This is a genomic window from Bacillus sp. B15-48 (assembly GCF_016879755.1).
In the GTDB taxonomy this organism is placed as follows: Bacteria; Bacillota; Bacilli; order Bacillales; family Cytobacillaceae; genus Mesobacillus_B.
In genome coordinates, this window is sequence record NZ_WOFU01000002.1 from 566,584 (window position 1) to 584,795 (window position 18,212).

General features: G+C 37.9%; 18 protein-coding genes and 2 pseudogenes. 6 read left to right on the forward strand and 14 right to left on the reverse strand.

Annotated elements, in window-relative coordinates:
* Window positions 1-89 precede the first annotated feature (89 nt).
* Complete coding sequence (locus GNT69_RS08380; RefSeq protein WP_203554500.1) at window positions 90-422, forward strand: hypothetical protein; 333 nt, start codon at window positions 90-92, stop codon at window positions 420-422.
* A 120-nt stretch (window positions 423-542) separates the two neighbouring features.
* Window positions 543-1,637 (forward strand): flavodoxin-dependent (E)-4-hydroxy-3-methylbut-2-enyl-diphosphate synthase, encoded by a 1,095-nt coding sequence (gene ispG / locus GNT69_RS08385; RefSeq protein ID WP_203554501.1) that lies wholly within the window; start codon window positions 543-545, stop codon window positions 1,635-1,637.
* A 37-nt stretch (window positions 1,638-1,674) separates the two neighbouring features.
* On the opposite strand, the gene GNT69_RS08390 is transcribed toward ispG, so the two are convergent.
* On the reverse strand, window positions 1,675-2,151 hold the full coding sequence (locus tag GNT69_RS08390) for a DUF308 domain-containing protein (RefSeq protein ID WP_239094101.1): 477 nt from the start codon (window positions 2,149-2,151) through the stop codon (window positions 1,675-1,677).
* Window positions 2,152-2,321: 170 nt separating this feature from the next.
* Here GNT69_RS08390 and GNT69_RS08395 point away from each other — a divergent pair, with 170 nt between their 5' ends.
* Window positions 2,322-2,891, forward strand: coding sequence for a hypothetical protein (locus GNT69_RS08395; RefSeq protein WP_203554502.1), 570 nt, complete (start codon window positions 2,322-2,324; stop codon window positions 2,889-2,891).
* A gap of 123 nt (window positions 2,892-3,014) precedes the next feature.
* Here the strand turns inward: GNT69_RS08395 and zur are convergent, their stop codons facing one another.
* The 3 genes and pseudogenes from zur to GNT69_RS08410 form a co-directional block, all read right to left on the reverse strand.
* A complete protein-coding gene (gene zur / locus GNT69_RS08400; protein ID WP_203554503.1) occupies window positions 3,015-3,428 on the reverse strand; it encodes a zinc uptake transcriptional repressor Zur in 414 nt (137 codons plus the stop codon).
* Between the two features lie 5 nt (window positions 3,429-3,433).
* Window positions 3,434-4,285, reverse strand: a complete 852-nt coding sequence (locus GNT69_RS08405; protein WP_203554504.1) for a metal ABC transporter permease — start codon at window positions 4,283-4,285, stop codon at window positions 3,434-3,436.
* A pseudogene (locus GNT69_RS08410) lies at window positions 4,282-5,057 on the reverse strand (metal ABC transporter ATP-binding protein). Before GNT69_RS08410 ends, GNT69_RS08405 begins: the two are co-directional and overlap by 4 nt.
* Window positions 5,058-5,237: 180 nt before the next feature.
* On the opposite strand from GNT69_RS08410, the gene GNT69_RS08415 reads away from it, so the two are divergent.
* Window positions 5,238-5,498, forward strand: coding sequence for a DUF2624 family protein (locus tag GNT69_RS08415; protein WP_203554505.1), 261 nt, complete (start codon window positions 5,238-5,240; stop codon window positions 5,496-5,498).
* A gap of 43 nt (window positions 5,499-5,541) precedes the next feature.
* Here GNT69_RS08415 and GNT69_RS08420 read toward each other — a convergent pair whose 3' ends face one another.
* Window positions 5,542-6,435 carry a deoxyribonuclease IV gene (locus GNT69_RS08420; RefSeq protein ID WP_203554506.1) on the reverse strand — a complete coding sequence of 298 codons (894 nt, stop codon included), beginning with the start codon at window positions 6,433-6,435 and terminating at the stop codon, window positions 5,542-5,544.
* A gap of 21 nt (window positions 6,436-6,456) precedes the next feature.
* Complete coding sequence (locus GNT69_RS08425; protein WP_203554507.1) at window positions 6,457-7,773, reverse strand: DEAD/DEAH box helicase; 1,317 nt, start codon at window positions 7,771-7,773, stop codon at window positions 6,457-6,459.
* A gap of 221 nt (window positions 7,774-7,994) precedes the next feature.
* On the opposite strand from GNT69_RS08425, the gene GNT69_RS08430 reads away from it, so the two are divergent.
* Complete coding sequence (locus GNT69_RS08430; protein ID WP_239094102.1) at window positions 7,995-8,606, forward strand: YqfQ family protein; 612 nt, start codon at window positions 7,995-7,997, stop codon at window positions 8,604-8,606.
* Window positions 8,607-8,711: 105 nt separating this feature from the next.
* A complete protein-coding gene (locus tag GNT69_RS08435; protein ID WP_203554508.1) occupies window positions 8,712-9,659 on the forward strand; it encodes a 4-hydroxy-3-methylbut-2-enyl diphosphate reductase in 948 nt (315 codons plus the stop codon).
* A gap of 337 nt (window positions 9,660-9,996) precedes the next feature.
* Here GNT69_RS08435 and GNT69_RS08440 read toward each other — a convergent pair whose 3' ends face one another.
* The 8 genes and pseudogenes from GNT69_RS08440 to ccpN form a co-directional block, all read right to left on the reverse strand.
* A complete protein-coding gene (locus tag GNT69_RS08440) occupies window positions 9,997-11,112 on the reverse strand; it encodes a Nif3-like dinuclear metal center hexameric protein (protein WP_203554509.1) in 1,116 nt (371 codons plus the stop codon).
* The gene (locus GNT69_RS08445; protein WP_203554510.1) at window positions 11,109-11,816 is read right to left on the reverse strand and encodes a tRNA (adenine(22)-N(1))-methyltransferase; all 708 of its coding nucleotides are present in this window, start codon (window positions 11,814-11,816) and stop codon (window positions 11,109-11,111) included. The genes GNT69_RS08440 and GNT69_RS08445 overlap by 4 nt, the downstream gene beginning before the upstream one ends.
* Before the next feature lie 732 nt (window positions 11,817-12,548).
* On the reverse strand, window positions 12,549-12,911 hold the full coding sequence (gene cccA / locus GNT69_RS08450) for a cytochrome c550 (protein ID WP_203554511.1): 363 nt from the start codon (window positions 12,909-12,911) through the stop codon (window positions 12,549-12,551).
* Between the two features lie 297 nt (window positions 12,912-13,208).
* The gene (gene rpoD, locus GNT69_RS08455) at window positions 13,209-14,339 is read right to left on the reverse strand and encodes an RNA polymerase sigma factor RpoD (protein ID WP_203554512.1); all 1,131 of its coding nucleotides are present in this window, start codon (window positions 14,337-14,339) and stop codon (window positions 13,209-13,211) included.
* 36 nt (window positions 14,340-14,375) lie between these two features.
* Complete coding sequence (gene dnaG, locus GNT69_RS08460; RefSeq protein ID WP_203554513.1) at window positions 14,376-16,184, reverse strand: DNA primase; 1,809 nt, start codon at window positions 16,182-16,184, stop codon at window positions 14,376-14,378.
* Between the two features lie 14 nt (window positions 16,185-16,198).
* Window positions 16,199-16,342: pseudogene (locus tag GNT69_RS26170) on the reverse strand (hypothetical protein); the annotation flags it as partial.
* A gap of 364 nt (window positions 16,343-16,706) precedes the next feature.
* On the reverse strand, window positions 16,707-17,522 hold the full coding sequence (locus GNT69_RS08470; RefSeq protein ID WP_203554514.1) for a pyruvate, water dikinase regulatory protein: 816 nt from the start codon (window positions 17,520-17,522) through the stop codon (window positions 16,707-16,709).
* 25 nt (window positions 17,523-17,547) lie between these two features.
* On the reverse strand, window positions 17,548-18,180 hold the full coding sequence (gene ccpN, locus GNT69_RS08475; RefSeq protein WP_203554515.1) for a transcriptional regulator CcpN: 633 nt from the start codon (window positions 18,178-18,180) through the stop codon (window positions 17,548-17,550).
* Window positions 18,181-18,212: the final 32 nt, after the last annotated feature.

An 18,212-nucleotide genomic window follows, 5' to 3' on the forward strand; every position in this document is an offset into this window, starting at 1 on the left:
AAAATGGAAATAGAACAATAAATTTACGTTCTATTTCGGCCTTTTTTGCATATACATGGGACAAACCCTTTTGATGGAGGATTGTCCATATGAAAAAACTGGCAGGAGTTCTATTTATCATTCTCGTATTATATTCCATTTATAACGATTTTAATTACGGAAGTCTTCCTACAGCAGGTATGAATGAAATGGAATCAAACACAAAAACTCAAAAGGAAATTCAATCTATTCCTTACTTCGAACAGGAAATTTTCCCTGGAGACACTGTTCTATCCATACTAGAAAACGAATTGAATGAACCTATTCCCGTCCCAATCTCTGAAGCTGTGGCCGACTTTAAAAAATTAAATGAGGGACTCAATCCAGAGGAGATTAAGTATGGAAGATCTTATAAGTTCCCCGATTATCGAGACACGGATTAGTGAATGTTAAGAAAGAGAAGGAATGACTTTTCTTGTCAACATTCACTCGTCCCTGATAGAATAAATAGGTGCATTACTGAAAAAGCATATATTTCTTTTTTTAAAAGGAGAGAATCACTGTTGAGTGAAATTATACATCGTACAAAAACTCGCCCCGTAAGGGTAGGAAATTTAACAATAGGCGGCAATAATGAAGTCGTCATCCAGAGCATGACGACAACGAAGACACATGATGTAGACGCAACTGTAGCTGAAATTAAGCGTCTTGAAGAAGCAGGTTGTCAAATTGTTCGAGTTGCTTGTCCAGATGAGCGAGCTGCAAATGCCATCTCGGAAATAAAAAAACGCATCAACATTCCGCTCGTCGTCGACATTCATTTTGACTACAAGTTAGCCTTAAAAGCAATTGAAGGTGGAGCGGATAAAATTAGAATTAACCCTGGAAATATAGGAAAACGCGAAAAAGTTGAGGCTGTAGTTAAAGCTGCAAAAGAGCGGAATATCCCCATTCGCATTGGAGTTAACGCTGGGTCGCTTGAAAAACGCATATTAGATAAGTACGGCTATCCAACCGCTGATGGGATGGTCGAAAGCGCCCTGCACCATATTAAAATCCTTGAAGACCTTGACTTTCATGATATTATTGTTTCAATGAAGGCTTCAGACGTGAATCTGGCGATTGAAGCCTATACAAAAGCTGCTCAATCATTTGATTATCCTCTTCATTTAGGCATCACCGAATCGGGAACGCTTTTTGCTGGAACAGTAAAAAGTGCTGCCGGGCTTGGAGCCATTTTGAGCAAAGGAATCGGTAACACCGTGCGTATTTCATTGAGTGCTGATCCAGTTGAAGAAGTAAAAGTTGCAAGAGAATTATTAAAATCCTTTGGCCTTGCTGCCAATGCAGCTACATTAATTTCCTGTCCAACATGCGGCCGAATTGAAATTGATTTGATTTCAATTGCCAATGAAGTGGAAGAATATATCCAAAATATAAAGGCCCCCATTAAAGTCGCTGTCCTCGGTTGTGCCGTTAATGGCCCTGGAGAAGCAAAAGAGGCGGATATTGGAATAGCTGGAGCTAGAGGAGAAGGGTTGCTGTTTAGGCATGGGAAAACCGTGCGTAAAGTTCCTGAAGACCAATTAGTTGAAGAGCTAAAGAAAGAAATCGATAAAATTGCAGCAGAAAAGATTGCTGCGATGACTAAAAATTAAAGACCCGGCTTAACCGGGTCTTTTTTATTTACTTCAATCAATAAAATGGCAAAACAAACATTCCAATGATGATGGAAAGAGCACCGATACCAATTGCCCAATTAGCCACGCCATTTGCTCCTCTGCGATTTCGGGCTACAAAGCCAAGGACCACACCAGTAATCCCTAATATGATCGGTAACACAAACAAGGAAAGAATGGATACGGCGAGTCCAGAAAAGGCCCAAACACCGCCACCAGCCCCCTCCATTTCTGGTGTATCATATTCAACCTGGGATGCACGTCCATTTTCGATTGGTACCGCAATTTCTGCTGCTGTTTCTTCATCAGCACCGGGAGCTCTTTCAGGTGTAATAATTCCAGATCTTTGGGCGTAGTCCATATTACTTTCTAATGGGATGCTCGTACCGATAGGATATGCATCATCACCTTCACCATTCATCCCGTTTTGCAATATATCTTGGTCTTCCTCGTAATATTCGGTTTGATCCTGGTTCAGTTTTTCGTCTGCCATCTTAATCATCCCTCGCTTTCATAGTGGAGCATTTATTATTATGAACGATGTGATGGACTTTTACTTTGTCAATTTTTGACTTGATTATATGTGATTACATTGCAATTTCTTTATAAAAAGGTATGATAAGGGACAGAAGAATTAATTTTAGCAGAGGAGTCAAACAAAGAATGAAAAAGCGTTTTGGCATTGATATCGACGGTACCGTCACTTGCCCGTCCTCAATGGTTCCCTTTTTAAATGAAGCCTTCGGGCTTAACATCACACTCGAAGATATGAAACAATACGATTTAATGCCTTTAGTTTCTGTAACAAGGCAGGAGTTTGCTGAATGGTTTAAGAAGAATGAACCAACTATTTACTCTAAATCACCGCTTGCTAAAGGAGCGAAAGAAGTTCTAAGTCGTTGGGCACGTAATCATGAGCTTTTTTTTATTAGCGCAAGAGGCGAACATCTACTTGAAATTACAAGGACATGGTTCGATAAATATGAATTGGACTATAACCATATTGAGCTGATTGGTAGCCATAATAAAATTGCTGCTGCCAAAAAATACAAGGTCGATCTTTTTTTTGAAGACAAGCATGACAATGCCGTTAGTATTCATGAAGAATGTGGAATCCCTGTTCTTCTCTTTAATACACCATATAATCAAGATCCCGTCCCAGAAGGGGTAGTCCGTGTTAATAATTGGTATGAAGCAACTGAATGGGTCAATAAATGGGGGGAAATGGCGTAAGGATTTGAAACAAACAATGGCAAAAGACCAAATCTTAACCGATTTGGTCTAATAATTAAAACGACTAATTGGATTTATCCTTTATCCTGCTTTAACTGAAATTCACTTTATCGATGATCGTTCTTAATGAACGCACGCTGGGCACTTTCCATAAATTTCAAATTTATGTCCAGAAACATCATACCCCTGCAAATTTACATTGACTATACTCATTGGACAAGTTTCAATTTCTTTCGTCTTCCCACAATCTAAGCAAATAAAATGATGATGATGTGTTTTATGGGAACATGCAAAACGAAAATGCTTTTCCCCAAATAGCTCAGTCATTTCCAATATTTTCAATTCAACAAAGATTGATAAATTTCGGTAGATCGTATCAAAACTTAGACCTGGATAATCAGTTTTCATTTTCTCAAGCACATCCCTTGCAGTAAGATACTTATCACTGTCAGAGAATAGCTTGAGCATATCTTCCCGTTTTCCAGTATGCTTATAACCATGATCTTTTAGGAGAATCATCGCTTCATTAACATTCATTTTGTTCACCCCGTTAAAATCGCTCGTTTCGAAGACCACTTTTTCACCAACACTGTTATAATCAGAATAATCACAGCAATGACAACAATGGTACCACCTGGTGCTAAATCCAAATAATAGGACAGAAAAAGCCCGCCAAGGACAGATGTCTCACCAAAAATAACCGATAGGAGAATGGTTTGCTTAAATCCTCTAGCAATTCTAATGCTTGCAGCAACCGGTAAAGTCATTAAAGAGGAAACAAGCAAAATACCAACAATCCTCATTGATGCAGCAATCACAAGAGCAACCATTATGATAAAAATAAAATGAATTGACTTCGCTGCAATCCCAGTAGCCTTTGCATGTTCCTCATCAAAAGACAGGATGAAAAGCTCTTTGTAAATGACAAATATCGTTACAATCACAAAAATACTTATAAGCATAATCGTCCATAAATCCACCCTGCTCACGGCGCTCACACTGCCAAATAAGTATCCAAACAAATCTGTATTAAATCCATCTGCTAGCGAGATAAAAATAGCTCCAATTCCAATTCCACCTGAGAGAATAATTGGAATGGCCAGTTCTTGATAATGTTTATAGACTGTTCGAAGTTTCTCAATAAGCAAAGCCCCACCGACAGAAAATGTCATACCCATATAAAGAGGATTTAATCCTTGAAAGAAAACGGAGTACTTACCGAGAAATAAACTTGCGGCAATCCCTGCAAGAGTCACATGGCTTAATGCATCAGCGATTAACGAAAGCCTGCGGACGACAATAAACACTCCTAACAATGGGGCAATAATTCCGATAATAATTCCTGCTAAAAATGCATTTTGTAAAAATTCATACTGAAAGATTCCCGAAATCATGTATGTGCCTCCTCATGATGGTGATGCGTTAAGAGGTGGACATCATGACCGTATATATGAGAAACCTCATTTATTTTTTGTTCTTCAAATTCTTGTGAACTTCCATGAAAAAATAACACTTTGTTCAAACAGGCAACATTTGTGACTTTATCAGAAATGGCTCCAATATCATGGGTAACCATTAATAACGTAATTCCTGCCTTATTTAAATCGGCTAGCATCTCATAGAAAGATTGAACATTCTCGGCATCAACACCTACAGTTGGTTCATCTAAAATAATGAGTTGAGGTTCACTGACAAGTGCCCGAGCAATGAAAATGCGTTGCTGCTGCCCTCCGGAAAGTTCACCAATATTCCTATCGGTAAATTTCTCCATCCCCACAGCCTTAATCGCTTCTTGTACTTTTTTACATCTGCTTTTTTTGGAAAATGAAATAATCCTAATTTTTTTGTCAACCCACTTGCAACCACTTCATATACTGTTGCAGGGAAGCCACTATTAAAGGAGTTTGCTTTTTGAGAGACGAAGCCAATTTTCTCCTTTTCTTTAAAATGTTTTATCTCTTGTCCGAATAGTTTTATGTCTCCTTGTTGAGGTCTAATTAATCCAAGGATTAGCTTTAACAACGTTGACTTCCCAGAACCGTTTGGACCAACAATTCCAAGAAAAGCTCCTTTTTTAATCGTGAGCGTTATATTTTCTAACACATTCTCCCGATCATAACGATAAGACAAATTTTTTATCTCAATTATTGGGTCATCCCTTTTCACCTAAACCACCTACACTAAATAATAAGAATCATTACGATTTACTAACGTAGTATACCTCATAAGGACGAAAATGTAAATAAATGAACTTTTATCATCGGGAATTTGTTATTTAAAAGTAAAATTATGTTTTTATGTCACAATTGCCTAGACATCAACATACGTTAAAAAGAGGTGATCAAAGTGAAAATTTTTGAAAACATCGTCAATCATAAGGTTAGCACGATAACTGGGGAAGATCTGTTAAAATATGCCGAACCTTTTAAAATTGAAATTACGAAAGAACATGCGAATAAAATTGCTAAATACTTAAGAAGTAAAAAAGTAAACATTTTCGATGATCAGGAACGTGTTGTATTAATTAAAGAAATTGCGAAGATTGCTGGCCCCGAAACAGCCAAGGAAGTAAATAAATTATTTAACCTTTTAACAAAAGATAAGTAAAAACGAAGGGAAAAAGCTCATACAGCTTTTTCCCATTTATCATTTACGCCTGTAAAATAACTTCGTGCAAGTCTTCGTTGAACGTTTTCTTTTTTAACATTTCAATCTCAAATTGATATGGAGGTTTTTTATTCTTCTTATCTTCTCCAACAAATGGTGTCTCTAAAATTTTTGGAATTTCCATTAATTGTGGATGATGAACAATATAATTTAATGCAGCAAACCCTATATGACCAAATCCAATATTTTCATGACGATCTTTTCGCATACCAACAGCATTTTTACTATCATTTATGTGAAGGACTTTCATACGATCGAGACCGATAATCTTATCAAAGTCATTCAAAACACCATCAAAATCTTCGACAATCGGGTATCCGGCATCATGTGTATGGCATGTATCAAAGCATACAGATAATCGTTCATTATGGACTACACCATCAAAAATCATCGCTAATTCTTCAAATGATCTCCCGCATTCTGATCCTTTTCCAGCCATCGTTTCAAGGGCAATTTGGAGATTTTCATTCCCGGTTAGTACTTCGTTTAGGCCTTCAATAATTTTCTTAATGCCAGCCTCCGTCCCTGCACCAACATGTGCCCCAGGATGAAGAACGATTTGTTTTGCTCCTATTGCCTCTGTCCGTTCGATTTCACTGCGAAGAAAGCGAACCCCTAACTCAAACGTATCAGAATTCGTTGTATTTCCAATATTGATAATATACGGTGCGTGGACAACAAAGTCCTCTATCCCATTTTCCTTCATATGCATTCTGCCTGCTTCGATGTTTAAATCCTCAATTTTTTTCCTTCTCGTGTTTTGAGGTGCTCCAGTATAAATCATAAATGTGTTAGCGCCGTATGAGATCGCCTCCTCACTTGCAGCTAATAACATTTTTTTCCCGCTCATTGAAACATGTGAACCGAGTTTCAACATTTCACATTTTCCCCCTTTAGTCTACTTCTTTCGTCTCTCTATCCTTTTTGCTCTCTTTTTAATTTTATCTATATCAGCCTGCATTTTTTTCTTATATCCCGGCTTCACCTTCTGTGGTTTTTTAACCATTGACTTAGCCTTTAATTCAGTCTCATCTTCCTGTTTTTGACGTTTCTTGCGCTTATTCCGATCATTAATTTCTACTACTTCAGCATTTTTTACATCTATATGTTTAAAATTCACACCTAACTTTTCTAATTTGTTAAGTGCATCCTCGTCTGAAGACTCGTAAATCGTAAGGGCCGTTCCTGAGAGATTCGCCCGAGCGGTTCTCCCCACTCTATGGATATAAAAATCCAAATCGGATGGGAGCTCGTAATTAATCACATGACTAACACCCTCAATATCTATCCCGCGTGCGGCCAAATCAGTCGCAACGATATACCGATATTCTAAATCCTGAATTTGCTTCATCATTCTTTTACGTTCTCGTGGGCTTAAATCCCCATGAATTCTTCCGACTTTTACCCCTTGAGCAATGAGACCGTCGGCCACTTCATCTGCTTTTTTCTTTGTATTTGTAAATACAATGGCTAAATAAGGATTAAAAGCTTGTAAAGCAGCATTTACAAGGCTCACTTTATTTCTATGTCTAGTCGGCATAATGAGATGATCAATATTTTCTGCAGTGACCTTCCGCGGATTCACTTGTACATAGAGAGGGTTTTCCATATATTTCTTTAAAAATGGTTTTAACTTCTCTGGTATGGTCGCAGAAAAAACGAGAATTTGTAATTTTTCAGGCATTCGTCCGGCGAATTGATCAACATCATGTAAAAAGCCCATATCAAGCATGAGATCCGCTTCATCCACTACAAGCATTTTCGCTCGATGGATGTGAAGAGCCTGATCCTTCACAAGATCGTTAATTCTTCCTGGTGTACCGATAACAATGTGAGGTTGCGTTTTTAATTTCTCAATCTGTCGTTGTTTATCTGTTCCGCCTATAAAGCATCGTGCCGTAATTTTTTCTGCATCAGATGCATCCTCCGCAATTTTAAGTACTTCATGGTAAATTTGATTGGCTAGCTCCCTAGTCGGTGCTGTTATTACGGCTTGTACCTCATTCAATTCTGGTTTTATCTTTTCAATGATTGGAAGGATATAGGCATGTGTTTTACCCGTTCCTGTTTGTGATTGGCCAATTGCACTCTCCCCTTTAAGAATAATTGGGATTAGCCTCTTTTGGATTTCTGTTGGTTCTGTAAACCGAAGTTTTCTTATCGCTTCAACTATGAATGGTTTAAATTCATATTCTTCAAAATTTGTTATAGTCATTAAAGTGCTCCTTTTAACTTCTCTATCGAGATTAAGATTGCCATATATAACGGAAGTCCATCTGTTATTATAATCCACAATCGTAAAAATCTCCATTTATCCCTTATTCTAACCTTTTTTTATCGTTGATAACATCTTTGTTTTTTACTTCCCTATTCCCAAACCAATTTGAACGTAATGCATATTCTACATAGAGGAACAATTAGAAAGGAGGCTATCATATGCATCCAGGACCAGGTGCTCCCTTCCGTGGAATGGGTCAAGGGTTTATGAGACAAGGACCAGGATTTTTTGGTGGAGGGGCTCCGATGCGCTCTATGGGGCACTCACCATTTCAAATGAACCCAATGATGGGAATGGGCCAGCCTGCACGACAAGGAGGTGGACTGCTCGCCAAACTTTTCGGAAGAGGAAGCGGAATGGGAATGCAAAATTTTGGTGGAGCAGCCGCAAATGCAGCCGCTAGAACAAGTGGTAGTGGTGGTTTATTACAATCCCTGACAAACCCAGGGACAATCAATGGTTTTTTAAATAATACTCAACAAATTCTAAAAACAGCCCAGCAAGTAGGACCGATGATTCAACAGTACGGCCCATTAGTAAAAAACCTTCCGGCAATGTGGAAACTTTATCGAGGATTTAAAGACATGCCAGATTCTACAGATAATGATGATGAGGAAAAAGCGAAGACTAAAACTTCGGCAGCAAAACAAAATCACTCCTCGAGAATAGAGACTGAATCGTCAACGACCGAAAGTGAAGAACCACGTAGCGAATCAACTCAAGTACCAAAAAGAATAAAAGGAGAATCAACACCGAAATTATTTATTTAAGAACGTTTGAAAACCTCCTACTGGAAATAAAGTATTTTGTAATCTATATTTAAGTTTACTATAATAGACATATAGAAAAAGAGGTACCTGCAGGAGGATGACTCAATGAGAGTAATTAAAATTTCACCGCGTGGATATTGCTACGGTGTTGTCGATGCTATGGTGATCGCCAGAAACGCGGCTCTAGATAAAAGTTTACCGAGACCCATCTACATTTTAGGAATGATCGTCCATAATAAGCATGTCACAGATGCTTTTGAAGAAGATGGGATCATTACTCTAGACGGGAATAATCGCAAAGAAATTTTAGAGAAAGTCGAAAAAGGCACGGTTATTTTCACTGCACACGGGATTTCACCGGAAGTACGTGAGCTAGCAAAAGAAAAGGGACTAGTGACAATTGATGCCACTTGCCCCGATGTTACGAGTACACATGAGCTTATTAGCGAAAAAGTACGGGAGGGTTTTCAAGTTATATATATCGGGAAAAAGGGACATCCCGAACCAGAAGGCGCGGTTGGTGTTGCGCCAACGCTCGTTCATCTCGTTGAAACTGTAGAAGATGTAGAAGCACTACAGTTAAATTATGATAAGCTTATTTGCACAAATCAAACGACTATGAGTCAATGGGATGTTGCTGATATCATGAAAAAGGTAGAAGAAAAATTTCCTACTGTTGAATTCCATCGAGAAATTTGTATGGCAACACAAGTAAGGCAAGAGGCTGTCGCGGAGCAAGCGAAAGAAGCAGATGTATTAATTGTCGTTGGAGACCCAAAAAGTAATAACTCTAACCGTCTAGCACAAGTTTCCGAAGAGATCGCTTCAACTAAAGCCTATCGAATCGCCGATGTTTCTGAACTTAATCTAGATTGGCTAAAAGGAGCTAAAACAGTTGCAGTAACTGCTGGTGCCTCCACCCCTACGCCGATTACGAAAGAAGTCATTTCTTTCCTGGAACAATATGATCCGAATGATGAATCAACATGGATGAGAGAGAAAAAAATCCCCTTGTCCAAAATTCTCCCAAAAATAAAGAGAACAACCGGTTAAAAACAAAACCGGTGAATAAAGCAGTTTTTAATGATAAAGAGTGCTTTCGAAGCACTCTTTATTTTTAGGCTCTGTTATAACTGAATGTTGATTTTACTATGATTGAAAAATAAACGGATAAATTCCGCCTAAACTGGGAAATACCGATATTTCCTTAAAAATAAGGGGAGTATTTCCGTCTATATGATCAAAACCTTTGAATTTCGGCTTATTTAGAGCAGTTAACCGGAATATCTCCGCTTATTTCCGCTCCATAAGCCTCCACTATATACATTAGGCGGAAATTCTCCGCCTATATTACAAGAAAATCAACAATGAATAATAACTGAGCATATTTTTAAATAAACACAAACGGATCTGTATTGCATTCTGAGGCGATAAATTCAACCTCAAAGCCTTTTTCAACAGCCATTTGATCCATTTTCTTCGCTACTCCTACTTTCATCACTTTTTCTACATTGTGACCAGGATCAATCATATTTAATCCAGCCATCATCGCATCATGAGCTGTATGATAATAGATGTCCCCGGTAATATATACATCTGCGCCGCGGAATTTTGCTTGTGAAAAATATTTATTTCCATCTCCACCAAGGATAGCTACCTTCTTTACGCTTGCATCTAACCTACCCACCACGCGGACACTGTTTACTTCAAGTGATACTTTTACCCGTTCAGCAAACGACTTTAAGCTCATTTCCTCAATTACGCCAATTCTACCAAGCCCTAATTGTTCTCCTTTGTTTTCTACAGGATATAAGTCATAGGCAACCTCCTCATATGGATGGGCCTTTAACATAGCTGCTACGATTTTTTTTTCAAGGCTTTGCGGAAAAATCGTTTCAATTCTACTTTCTGACACCGCTTCTAAACGGCCCTGTTCTCCGATGTGTGGATTCGTATGTTCCCCTGGTAAGAACCTGCCTGTTCCACTTGTTGAAAATGAGCAATGACTATAGTCACCAATCGCTCCTGCCCCAGCATTTCCTAAAGCTCCCCTTACTTTATCCGCATCTTCATTCGGAACGTAAACCACCAGCTTCTTCAACTTATCCTCATAAGTGGGTACTAATACCTCGGTATTTTTCAACCCAATTGCCTCTGCAAGGAGATCATTCACTCCTCCTTTCGCAACATCTAAATTTGTATGTGCTACATATACGGCAATATCATGCTTTATTAATTTTGTTATTAATTTCCCAGAGGCATTTTCCTCAGTAATCTGCTTTAACGGTCTAAAAATGGGCGGATGGTGGGCGATGATTAAATCAATCTTTTTTTCAATTGCTTCATCTACCACATCTTCAAGTACATCAAGAGCAATCATTACCTTTTTAACCAGCTTATTTAAAGCACCTACCTGCAAGCCAATTTTATCCCCTTCCATTGCATAGGCTTTAGGAGAAAATTGTTCAAAAAGCTGAATTACTTCATACCCATTTATTTTTTTCATTGAAGTGCCTCCTCCACTAACAATATCTTCCTTGAAATCTCTTGTTTCTTTTCGATTGTTTCTTTATTTTGCTCAGCTTTTTCTAATTGAGATAATATCCGTTGCCAATTTTGCTTTTCTAGAGTCCATTTTTCCCGAAAAACATCATTCCTATCTTTTAATAGAAACGGACCAAATAAAATTTCGGCTTCAACCTTTTCGCTATATGGTTTCATTGGTTTCCCTTTTTCACCAACTAAAATTTCATAAATTTTTCCGTCTTCCATTAAAATCGTTTCTGCCATTAGTTCCCAACCGTTCTCAATCATCCACTTTCGTATTGAAGCAGCTCCAATATTCGGCTGAAGAACGATTGTCTTTACTTGATTGAGCTTTGCTTTTCCTCTTTCCAAGATGGTTGTTATTAACGCACCGCCCATACCAGCAATCGTAATACAATCCACTTCTCCTGGCTGAATGACTTCCAATCCATCGCCTTTACGCACGGAGATACGGTCCGTAAGACCCTCAGCTTGGACTTGTTTCAAAGCCGACTGAAAAGGCCCCTCTACTACTTCACCCGCGATAGCAAACCTTACTACGTCTTTTCTCACCAAATTGCAAGGCAAATAAGCATGGTCGGAACCAATATCCGCCAATTTTGAACCTTGCGGAACATAACTTGCAACTGTAGCAAGTCTATCGGAAAGTCTCTCTGTATTCATTCATTCACCTCTAATTATATTCTAATGTCATTAATCCTATCATATATATATTAAGATAAACCTGGCAAATTGAACTGCTCGATCCTTTTACCAATGTAGTTAAATTAACGTTTTTTCCGTCTTAAAAGGGATTTATCAATTTTTGATACGGTCACAAGCGTTATTGCTCAAATCGACCAAATATTCATATATGACTTTTTTCAGGAAAAATGTACCACTTTAATGTTTTTTTACATCGTTCTATGATTAATAACTCGTTTAGTTATAAAATGATGGCCCTTATTCCCCGTACTCGGATTAAAAAGGTGGATTATTCATAAATAACCTAAGTTTTATTGCTAGTACTTGGATTAAAGCGATTTTCGGCCGTTTTTTATTGCTAGTACAGGGATTATATTGGCCTTCTGACCTCACTTTATTGCTAGTACTCGGATTAACCCCTCATTTTACATCGTTTTATTACGAGTACTAGCAATATATCAACGAAATTTGCTGTTTTTAATACGAGTACTTGGATTAAAAAACGCGTTACCAGCATTATCGCTCAAAAAGCCTACAGAACCTTTCGGCCAATTGTTCATAAGAGACCTTTACTGGATAAAACTCACAAAGGTCCTTGTGCCCAGTACTTGGATTAAACTTTATTTTAACTAGATTTAACCATATATCTGACTTAGCATTCTTAACTTTAAAAAAAGTCCTTTGCAGATGCAAAGGACAAAGCAAACGCTTTTATTTCATTTCCGCTAACCATTGAGCCATTTTTTCTTCATTTCCTGGAACTAAGTTACCTGGCATTCCATTAGGTGTTCCATTTACTAAAATATCCTCAATTTCTTCAACCGTGAAGTCACTCCCAACAGTTGTCAATGCTGGACCTGAAACACCTTGGTATTGGTCTCCATGACAGCCGATACAACTCTGTTGATACAACTCTTCAGGACTAGCTTCTGCCACCTCTTCGGTGCTCTCCCCACCTTCAGCTTCATTTGCAATTTGTTTTGAATCCCCTAAGCCTTTAAAAGAAAGGAAAAACATTAGGCCAATACCAAACACCATGATTAGTACAAATGGAATAATTGGATTCCGGTTCACACATACCCCTCCTTATGTATAACATATTTATAACTAATGCAAACAACTTTATTTTACTTGAAAAATGTAGCAAGGAAAAGGGGAAAAGTAAAGTTTGTCACACTTATACACAAATTAGACAAAATTTTAAAAATTAAACGAATAATAACAAAGAGAAAAACAGTTATTATCAACCTTTTACTGGAAAATTTAATAAGACTATTTGCAAAGTGAGCGACAATTCAGTAAAATAACTGTAAGTAGTGTTAATGAAAAAAGGGAATAACTTGCCCAATAAGCAAATTACCCCCATTTTTCCTATTCAAGAAAGTCTTTTAATCGCTTGCTACGGCTCGGATGTCTTAGTTTTCGCAATGCCTTTGCTTCGATCTGACGGATTCGTTCACGGGTAACACCAAACACTTTTCCAACCTCTTCAAGTGTTCGTGTCCGACCATCGTCTAACCCGAAACGGAGCCTCAAGACATTTTCTTCCCGATCTGTCAGCGTATCAAGGACATCTTCTAGCTGCTCTTTTAATAATTCATAAGCAGCATGCTCGGAAGGTGAAGTTGCGTCTTGGTCTTCAATAAAGTCACCTAGATGAGAATCATCTTCTTCACCAATTGGGGTTTCCAATGAAACTGGCTCTTGGGCAATCTTAAGAATTTCACGTACCTTTTCAGGTGTTAAATCCATATCTTCCGCAATTTCTTCTGGAGTTGGCTCCCGACCAAGATCTTGCAGCAATTGCCGTTGAACCCTAATTAATTTATTAATGGTTTCTACCATATGGACTGGGATTCGAATCGTTCTTGCCTGATCGGCAATCGCCCTTGTAATCGCTTGGCGAATCCACCAAGTAGCATAAGTACTAAATTTGAATCCTTTGCGATAATCAAATTTTTCAACTGCCTTAATCAAGCCCATATTTCCTTCTTGAATTAGATCCAAGAACAGCATTCCACGTCCAACATAGCGTTTAGCAATACTAACTACAAGGCGGAGATTGGCTTCAGCAAGACGTCTTTTTGCCTCCTCGTCTCCTTCTTCAATTCTTGTCGCAAGGTTGATTTCTTCCTCTGCAGACAGGAGGTCGACTCGACCAATCTCTTTTAGATACATTCTAACAGGGTCGTTTATCTTAACGCCAGGAGGGACACTAAGATCATTTAAATCAAACCCCTCATTACTTTGTTTAGCAAGTTCCTGAACACCAGGGTCTTCATCCTCTTCACTTACACCTACGAGTTCAACGCCTTGATCCCCAAGAAATTCGTAAAATTCATCCATTTGGTCAGAATCTAACTCATAACTGGACAATCTTTCAGCAATATCATCGTAAGCAAGGACACCGGTTTTTTTACCCAGTTCCGTTAACTGATTTTTAACTTGTTCTAATGTTATTTCTGTTTCAACCTCTTTAGAACGGGCCGACTTTTCAGCCATATGTCCCCCTCCTTCCAAAATCACAAAGCTTTAAATTTATAAAGACTTTCGCAACTGAATAATTTCCATTGCGATAGTGGCTGCACGTTTATAATCATTTTGTCGTTCTGCTTCTTGTTGTTCCTTTTGCTTATCCTTTATTTTTAACATTTTTGATTGATTCAACACCTGTTTAATATAATCTGTTAACTCTTGATCACTAGGCTCTTCATTTAGCGTCATCATCCCGATATCTGCTACAACCCTTTTTAGCTTATTATCTTCAAGGTAATTTAAGAACCTATTAAGATCTGGTTCATGACCTTCTTCATAAAATCCTAACAAGTAAGTCATGATGGCTTGATGGTCATCAATATTAAACGCCTTTCCCTGTAATAGATGCTGTACTTTATAGGCGATTTCATTATCCTTTAGCATATATGAAATTAGCCGTCTTTCCGCTTCATAGTAAGCAAGTTTAAGGCCCTGTTGTCTCATCACCATTTGCGGTTGACGAATAACTTGTTCTAGCTGACTCTTTTCTTTTTTGGGGCTTAAAGGTGAATTTTGATTCAACTGTTGCTTTAAAGCATCTAATGATATTGAAAATTCATTTGCTAACTGTCTTAAATAGAAATCTTTTTCAACCGCCTTCGTGAGACGATTGATTTCAACCAAGCCTTCTTCAATATATTGAAGGCGATCTCCTTCATTCAGAAGGTTTTTTCCTCTTCGTAAGTATAGAAGTTTGAACGATGTTAACGTTGAACTAGAACTGATGACATCTTCTTTAAACTTATCTGAACCAGAGTTTCGTATATAATCATCAGGGTCGAGGCCGTCTGGAATAACAGCAACCTTCACTGTACAACCAGCTTCGTCAAGCATTAACGCTGCGCGATAGGCAGCTTCAATTCCAGCATTGTCGCCATCATAACAGATCGTAACTGACTGGACATTTTTTTTAATACTAGAAACATGTTCAGGTGTAATCGATGTTCCCATTGTGGCAACACCGTTTTCAATCCCTGCCCTATCTGCAGCAATTACATCCGCAAATCCCTCAAACAAAACGACTTGTTGTTGTTTCCGTATAATCGATCTTGCTTGATGAAAATTGTATAAAATTTTACTTTTATTGAAAATTGGCGTTTCCGGACTATTTAAATATTTGGGCTCATCATCCCCTAAAGCTCTCCCGGAAAAAGCAATTGTATTCCCTTGATGGTCATAGATAGGAAACATAATTCGATTTCTAAACCGATCAAAAAATGTCCCGTCTCGATCTCGCTTAATAATCAAACCTGATTTTTCTATATCTTCCGTTGCATACCCTCTTTTTTGCAAAAGATTGGTAGCAAACTCCCAACTTGGTAGAGAATAACCAATTTGAAATTTTTCAATTGATTGTTTTGTAAAACCTCGGTTGATTAAATACTCAAGCGCTTCTTGACCCTCATTTGTATTTACTAACAAGTGATGGTAAAATTTCCTAAGTAGTTCATGCGCTTCGACCATTTGTCGAAGATTTTCAGGAATGGCCTTTTTTTTAACAGAAAGTGGGGCTTCTAACTCTAGTTGTACATTGGCACGGTCGGCGAGTTTAAAGGCCGCCTCTTGAAAGGTCAGTCCATCAATTTCCATTACAAACGAAAAAACATTTCCACCTGCACCACATCCAAAGCAATGGTAGATCTGTTTATCCGGTGATACCGAAAAAGATGGTGTATTCTCACCATGAAAAGGACAGAGACCGAAATAATTGCGACCATGCTTTTTCAGCTGTACATAATCACCTATGACATCTGTTATTTCCACACCTTGTCTAATTTCTTCGAGCTTCTCCTCGGCAATTCTTTCTGCCATAAACATTACTCCATTTACTGGTGCTTTTCTTTTCTCTTAAGAGATTTCGACAAAACCCTCGAAAATTCCTTCACAAAATTCTCACGATCCTTAACACTGAAAACTTTTGGTCCCCCTCCGTAATTAACTGCCTTTCTCGCTTTTGCTGAAAGATAACGAAGTTCTAGTGCAACTTAATCCTTTTTGACAGGACAAGAAATCCGCATCGACAAAAACTGTCAAACAATTTAATTCATAACTAGTAATTCTACATCACTCCACATAATCCTTCTTTAATGTCAGGATTTTTTAAAAATCAGTTTTTGTCGAATTTTTCCACTGGTATTCACTTGACAAGTAACAATAAATAGTTTATTCGTAAACAGCCAAGTCTAAACCTAAAGTTGGATAAATTTATCACAATTTTTTATTATAGTATAAGAAAAGCTTTTTTGCTATTGTTTTTTTCGTAAAAACTAGTTGTGACAACAAAAAAAGAAGAGCACATTACACATGTGCTTTTTAAAAAACAAAACGGCACTCTTAACTGAATGATTTTTTCAACAATATGTTCATGATTCCATTTGCACTTTCCTCAACAGCCTTGTTGGTAACATCAATGACCGGGCAGCCTATTTTAGCAATAATTGAGTCGAAAAACTCAATTTCTTCTTTAATCCGCTCAATATTTGCATAGATTGCTTTTTCGTTTAACCCTAGAGAAATCAAACGTTCTCTTCGAATTTCATTTAACTTTTCCGGTGTTATTCTGAGACCAAAACATTTTTCTTTAGGAACTAAAAACAGTTCCTCCGGTGGATCAATCTCTGGAACGATTGGAACATTCGCGACTTTATATCTTTTATGCGCTAAAAATTGAGATAAAGGTGTTTTGGATGTTCTTGAAACCCCTATTAAAACGATATCGGCTTTTAATATCCCACGGGGATCTCTCCCGTCATCATATTTAACTGCGAATTCAATCGCTTCGATTTTTTTAAAATAATCCTCATCTAACTTATGAACAAGTCCAGGTTCATTTAAAGGTGATTCTCCGCATTGATTTTGAATTTGGCTCATTAATGGACCAAGGATATCACAAATAGTGACTCCTTCACGTAAAGCAGCCTGTTTCATATAGTTGCTTATTTCAGGTTTCACTAAAGTATAAGCAATCATGCCGCCATCTTGTTTCGCAAGCGCGAGAACATCATCGACATTTGAAACATCCTCAACAAATGGGAACCGCTTAAGAATAATCTCAGAATCCTTAAACTGACTAACCGCTGCCTTTGTAACAAGTTCTGCCGTCTCACCTACTGAGTCTGAGACTACATAAATTATTGATTCTTTACTCATTGATGTACCATCCCCCTATTTACATCTATTCATCCTCAGCTAAAGCAACAAACGCCTTCGTAATATTTGTTTTTGTCAACCTTCCAACAATTTCTAATCCATTTTCTGTCTCTTTAATAATCGGCAAGGCATCAATCTGTTTATCAATGAGCTTTTTTGCTGCATCAATTAGTAGATCCTCTTTCTTACATACTGTTATGTTCGGCATCCGTGTCATGATAATATTCACTGGAATTTGTGTTAACTCCTGTTTCCCGATACTAGCCCTTAACAAATCTTTTCGTGACAAAACACCGACTAAGAAACCCGTTTTGTCAGCAACGAATAAAGTCCCGACATCTTCTAAAAACATCGTAACGATCGCATCGTAAACTGACACATTTTCAACGATAACAATCGGTATCGACTGGTAATCTTTAACAAAGATATTTTTCAAATGGTCTGTCAACAACTGTGTGCCTGTTTTTCCAGTATAAAAATACCCGACTCGAGGTCTTGCATCTAAAAAACCAGACATCGTAAGTATCGCTAAATCCGGCCTTAACGTAGCACGTGTTAGATTTAGCCTTTCTGCGATCTGTTCACCTGTTATCGGTCCATTTTCTTTTACAATACTTAATATTTGTTCCTGTCGCTTATTTAGCTCGATCATTTTCACCACCCAACTATGAACATGTTGATCATCAGAAC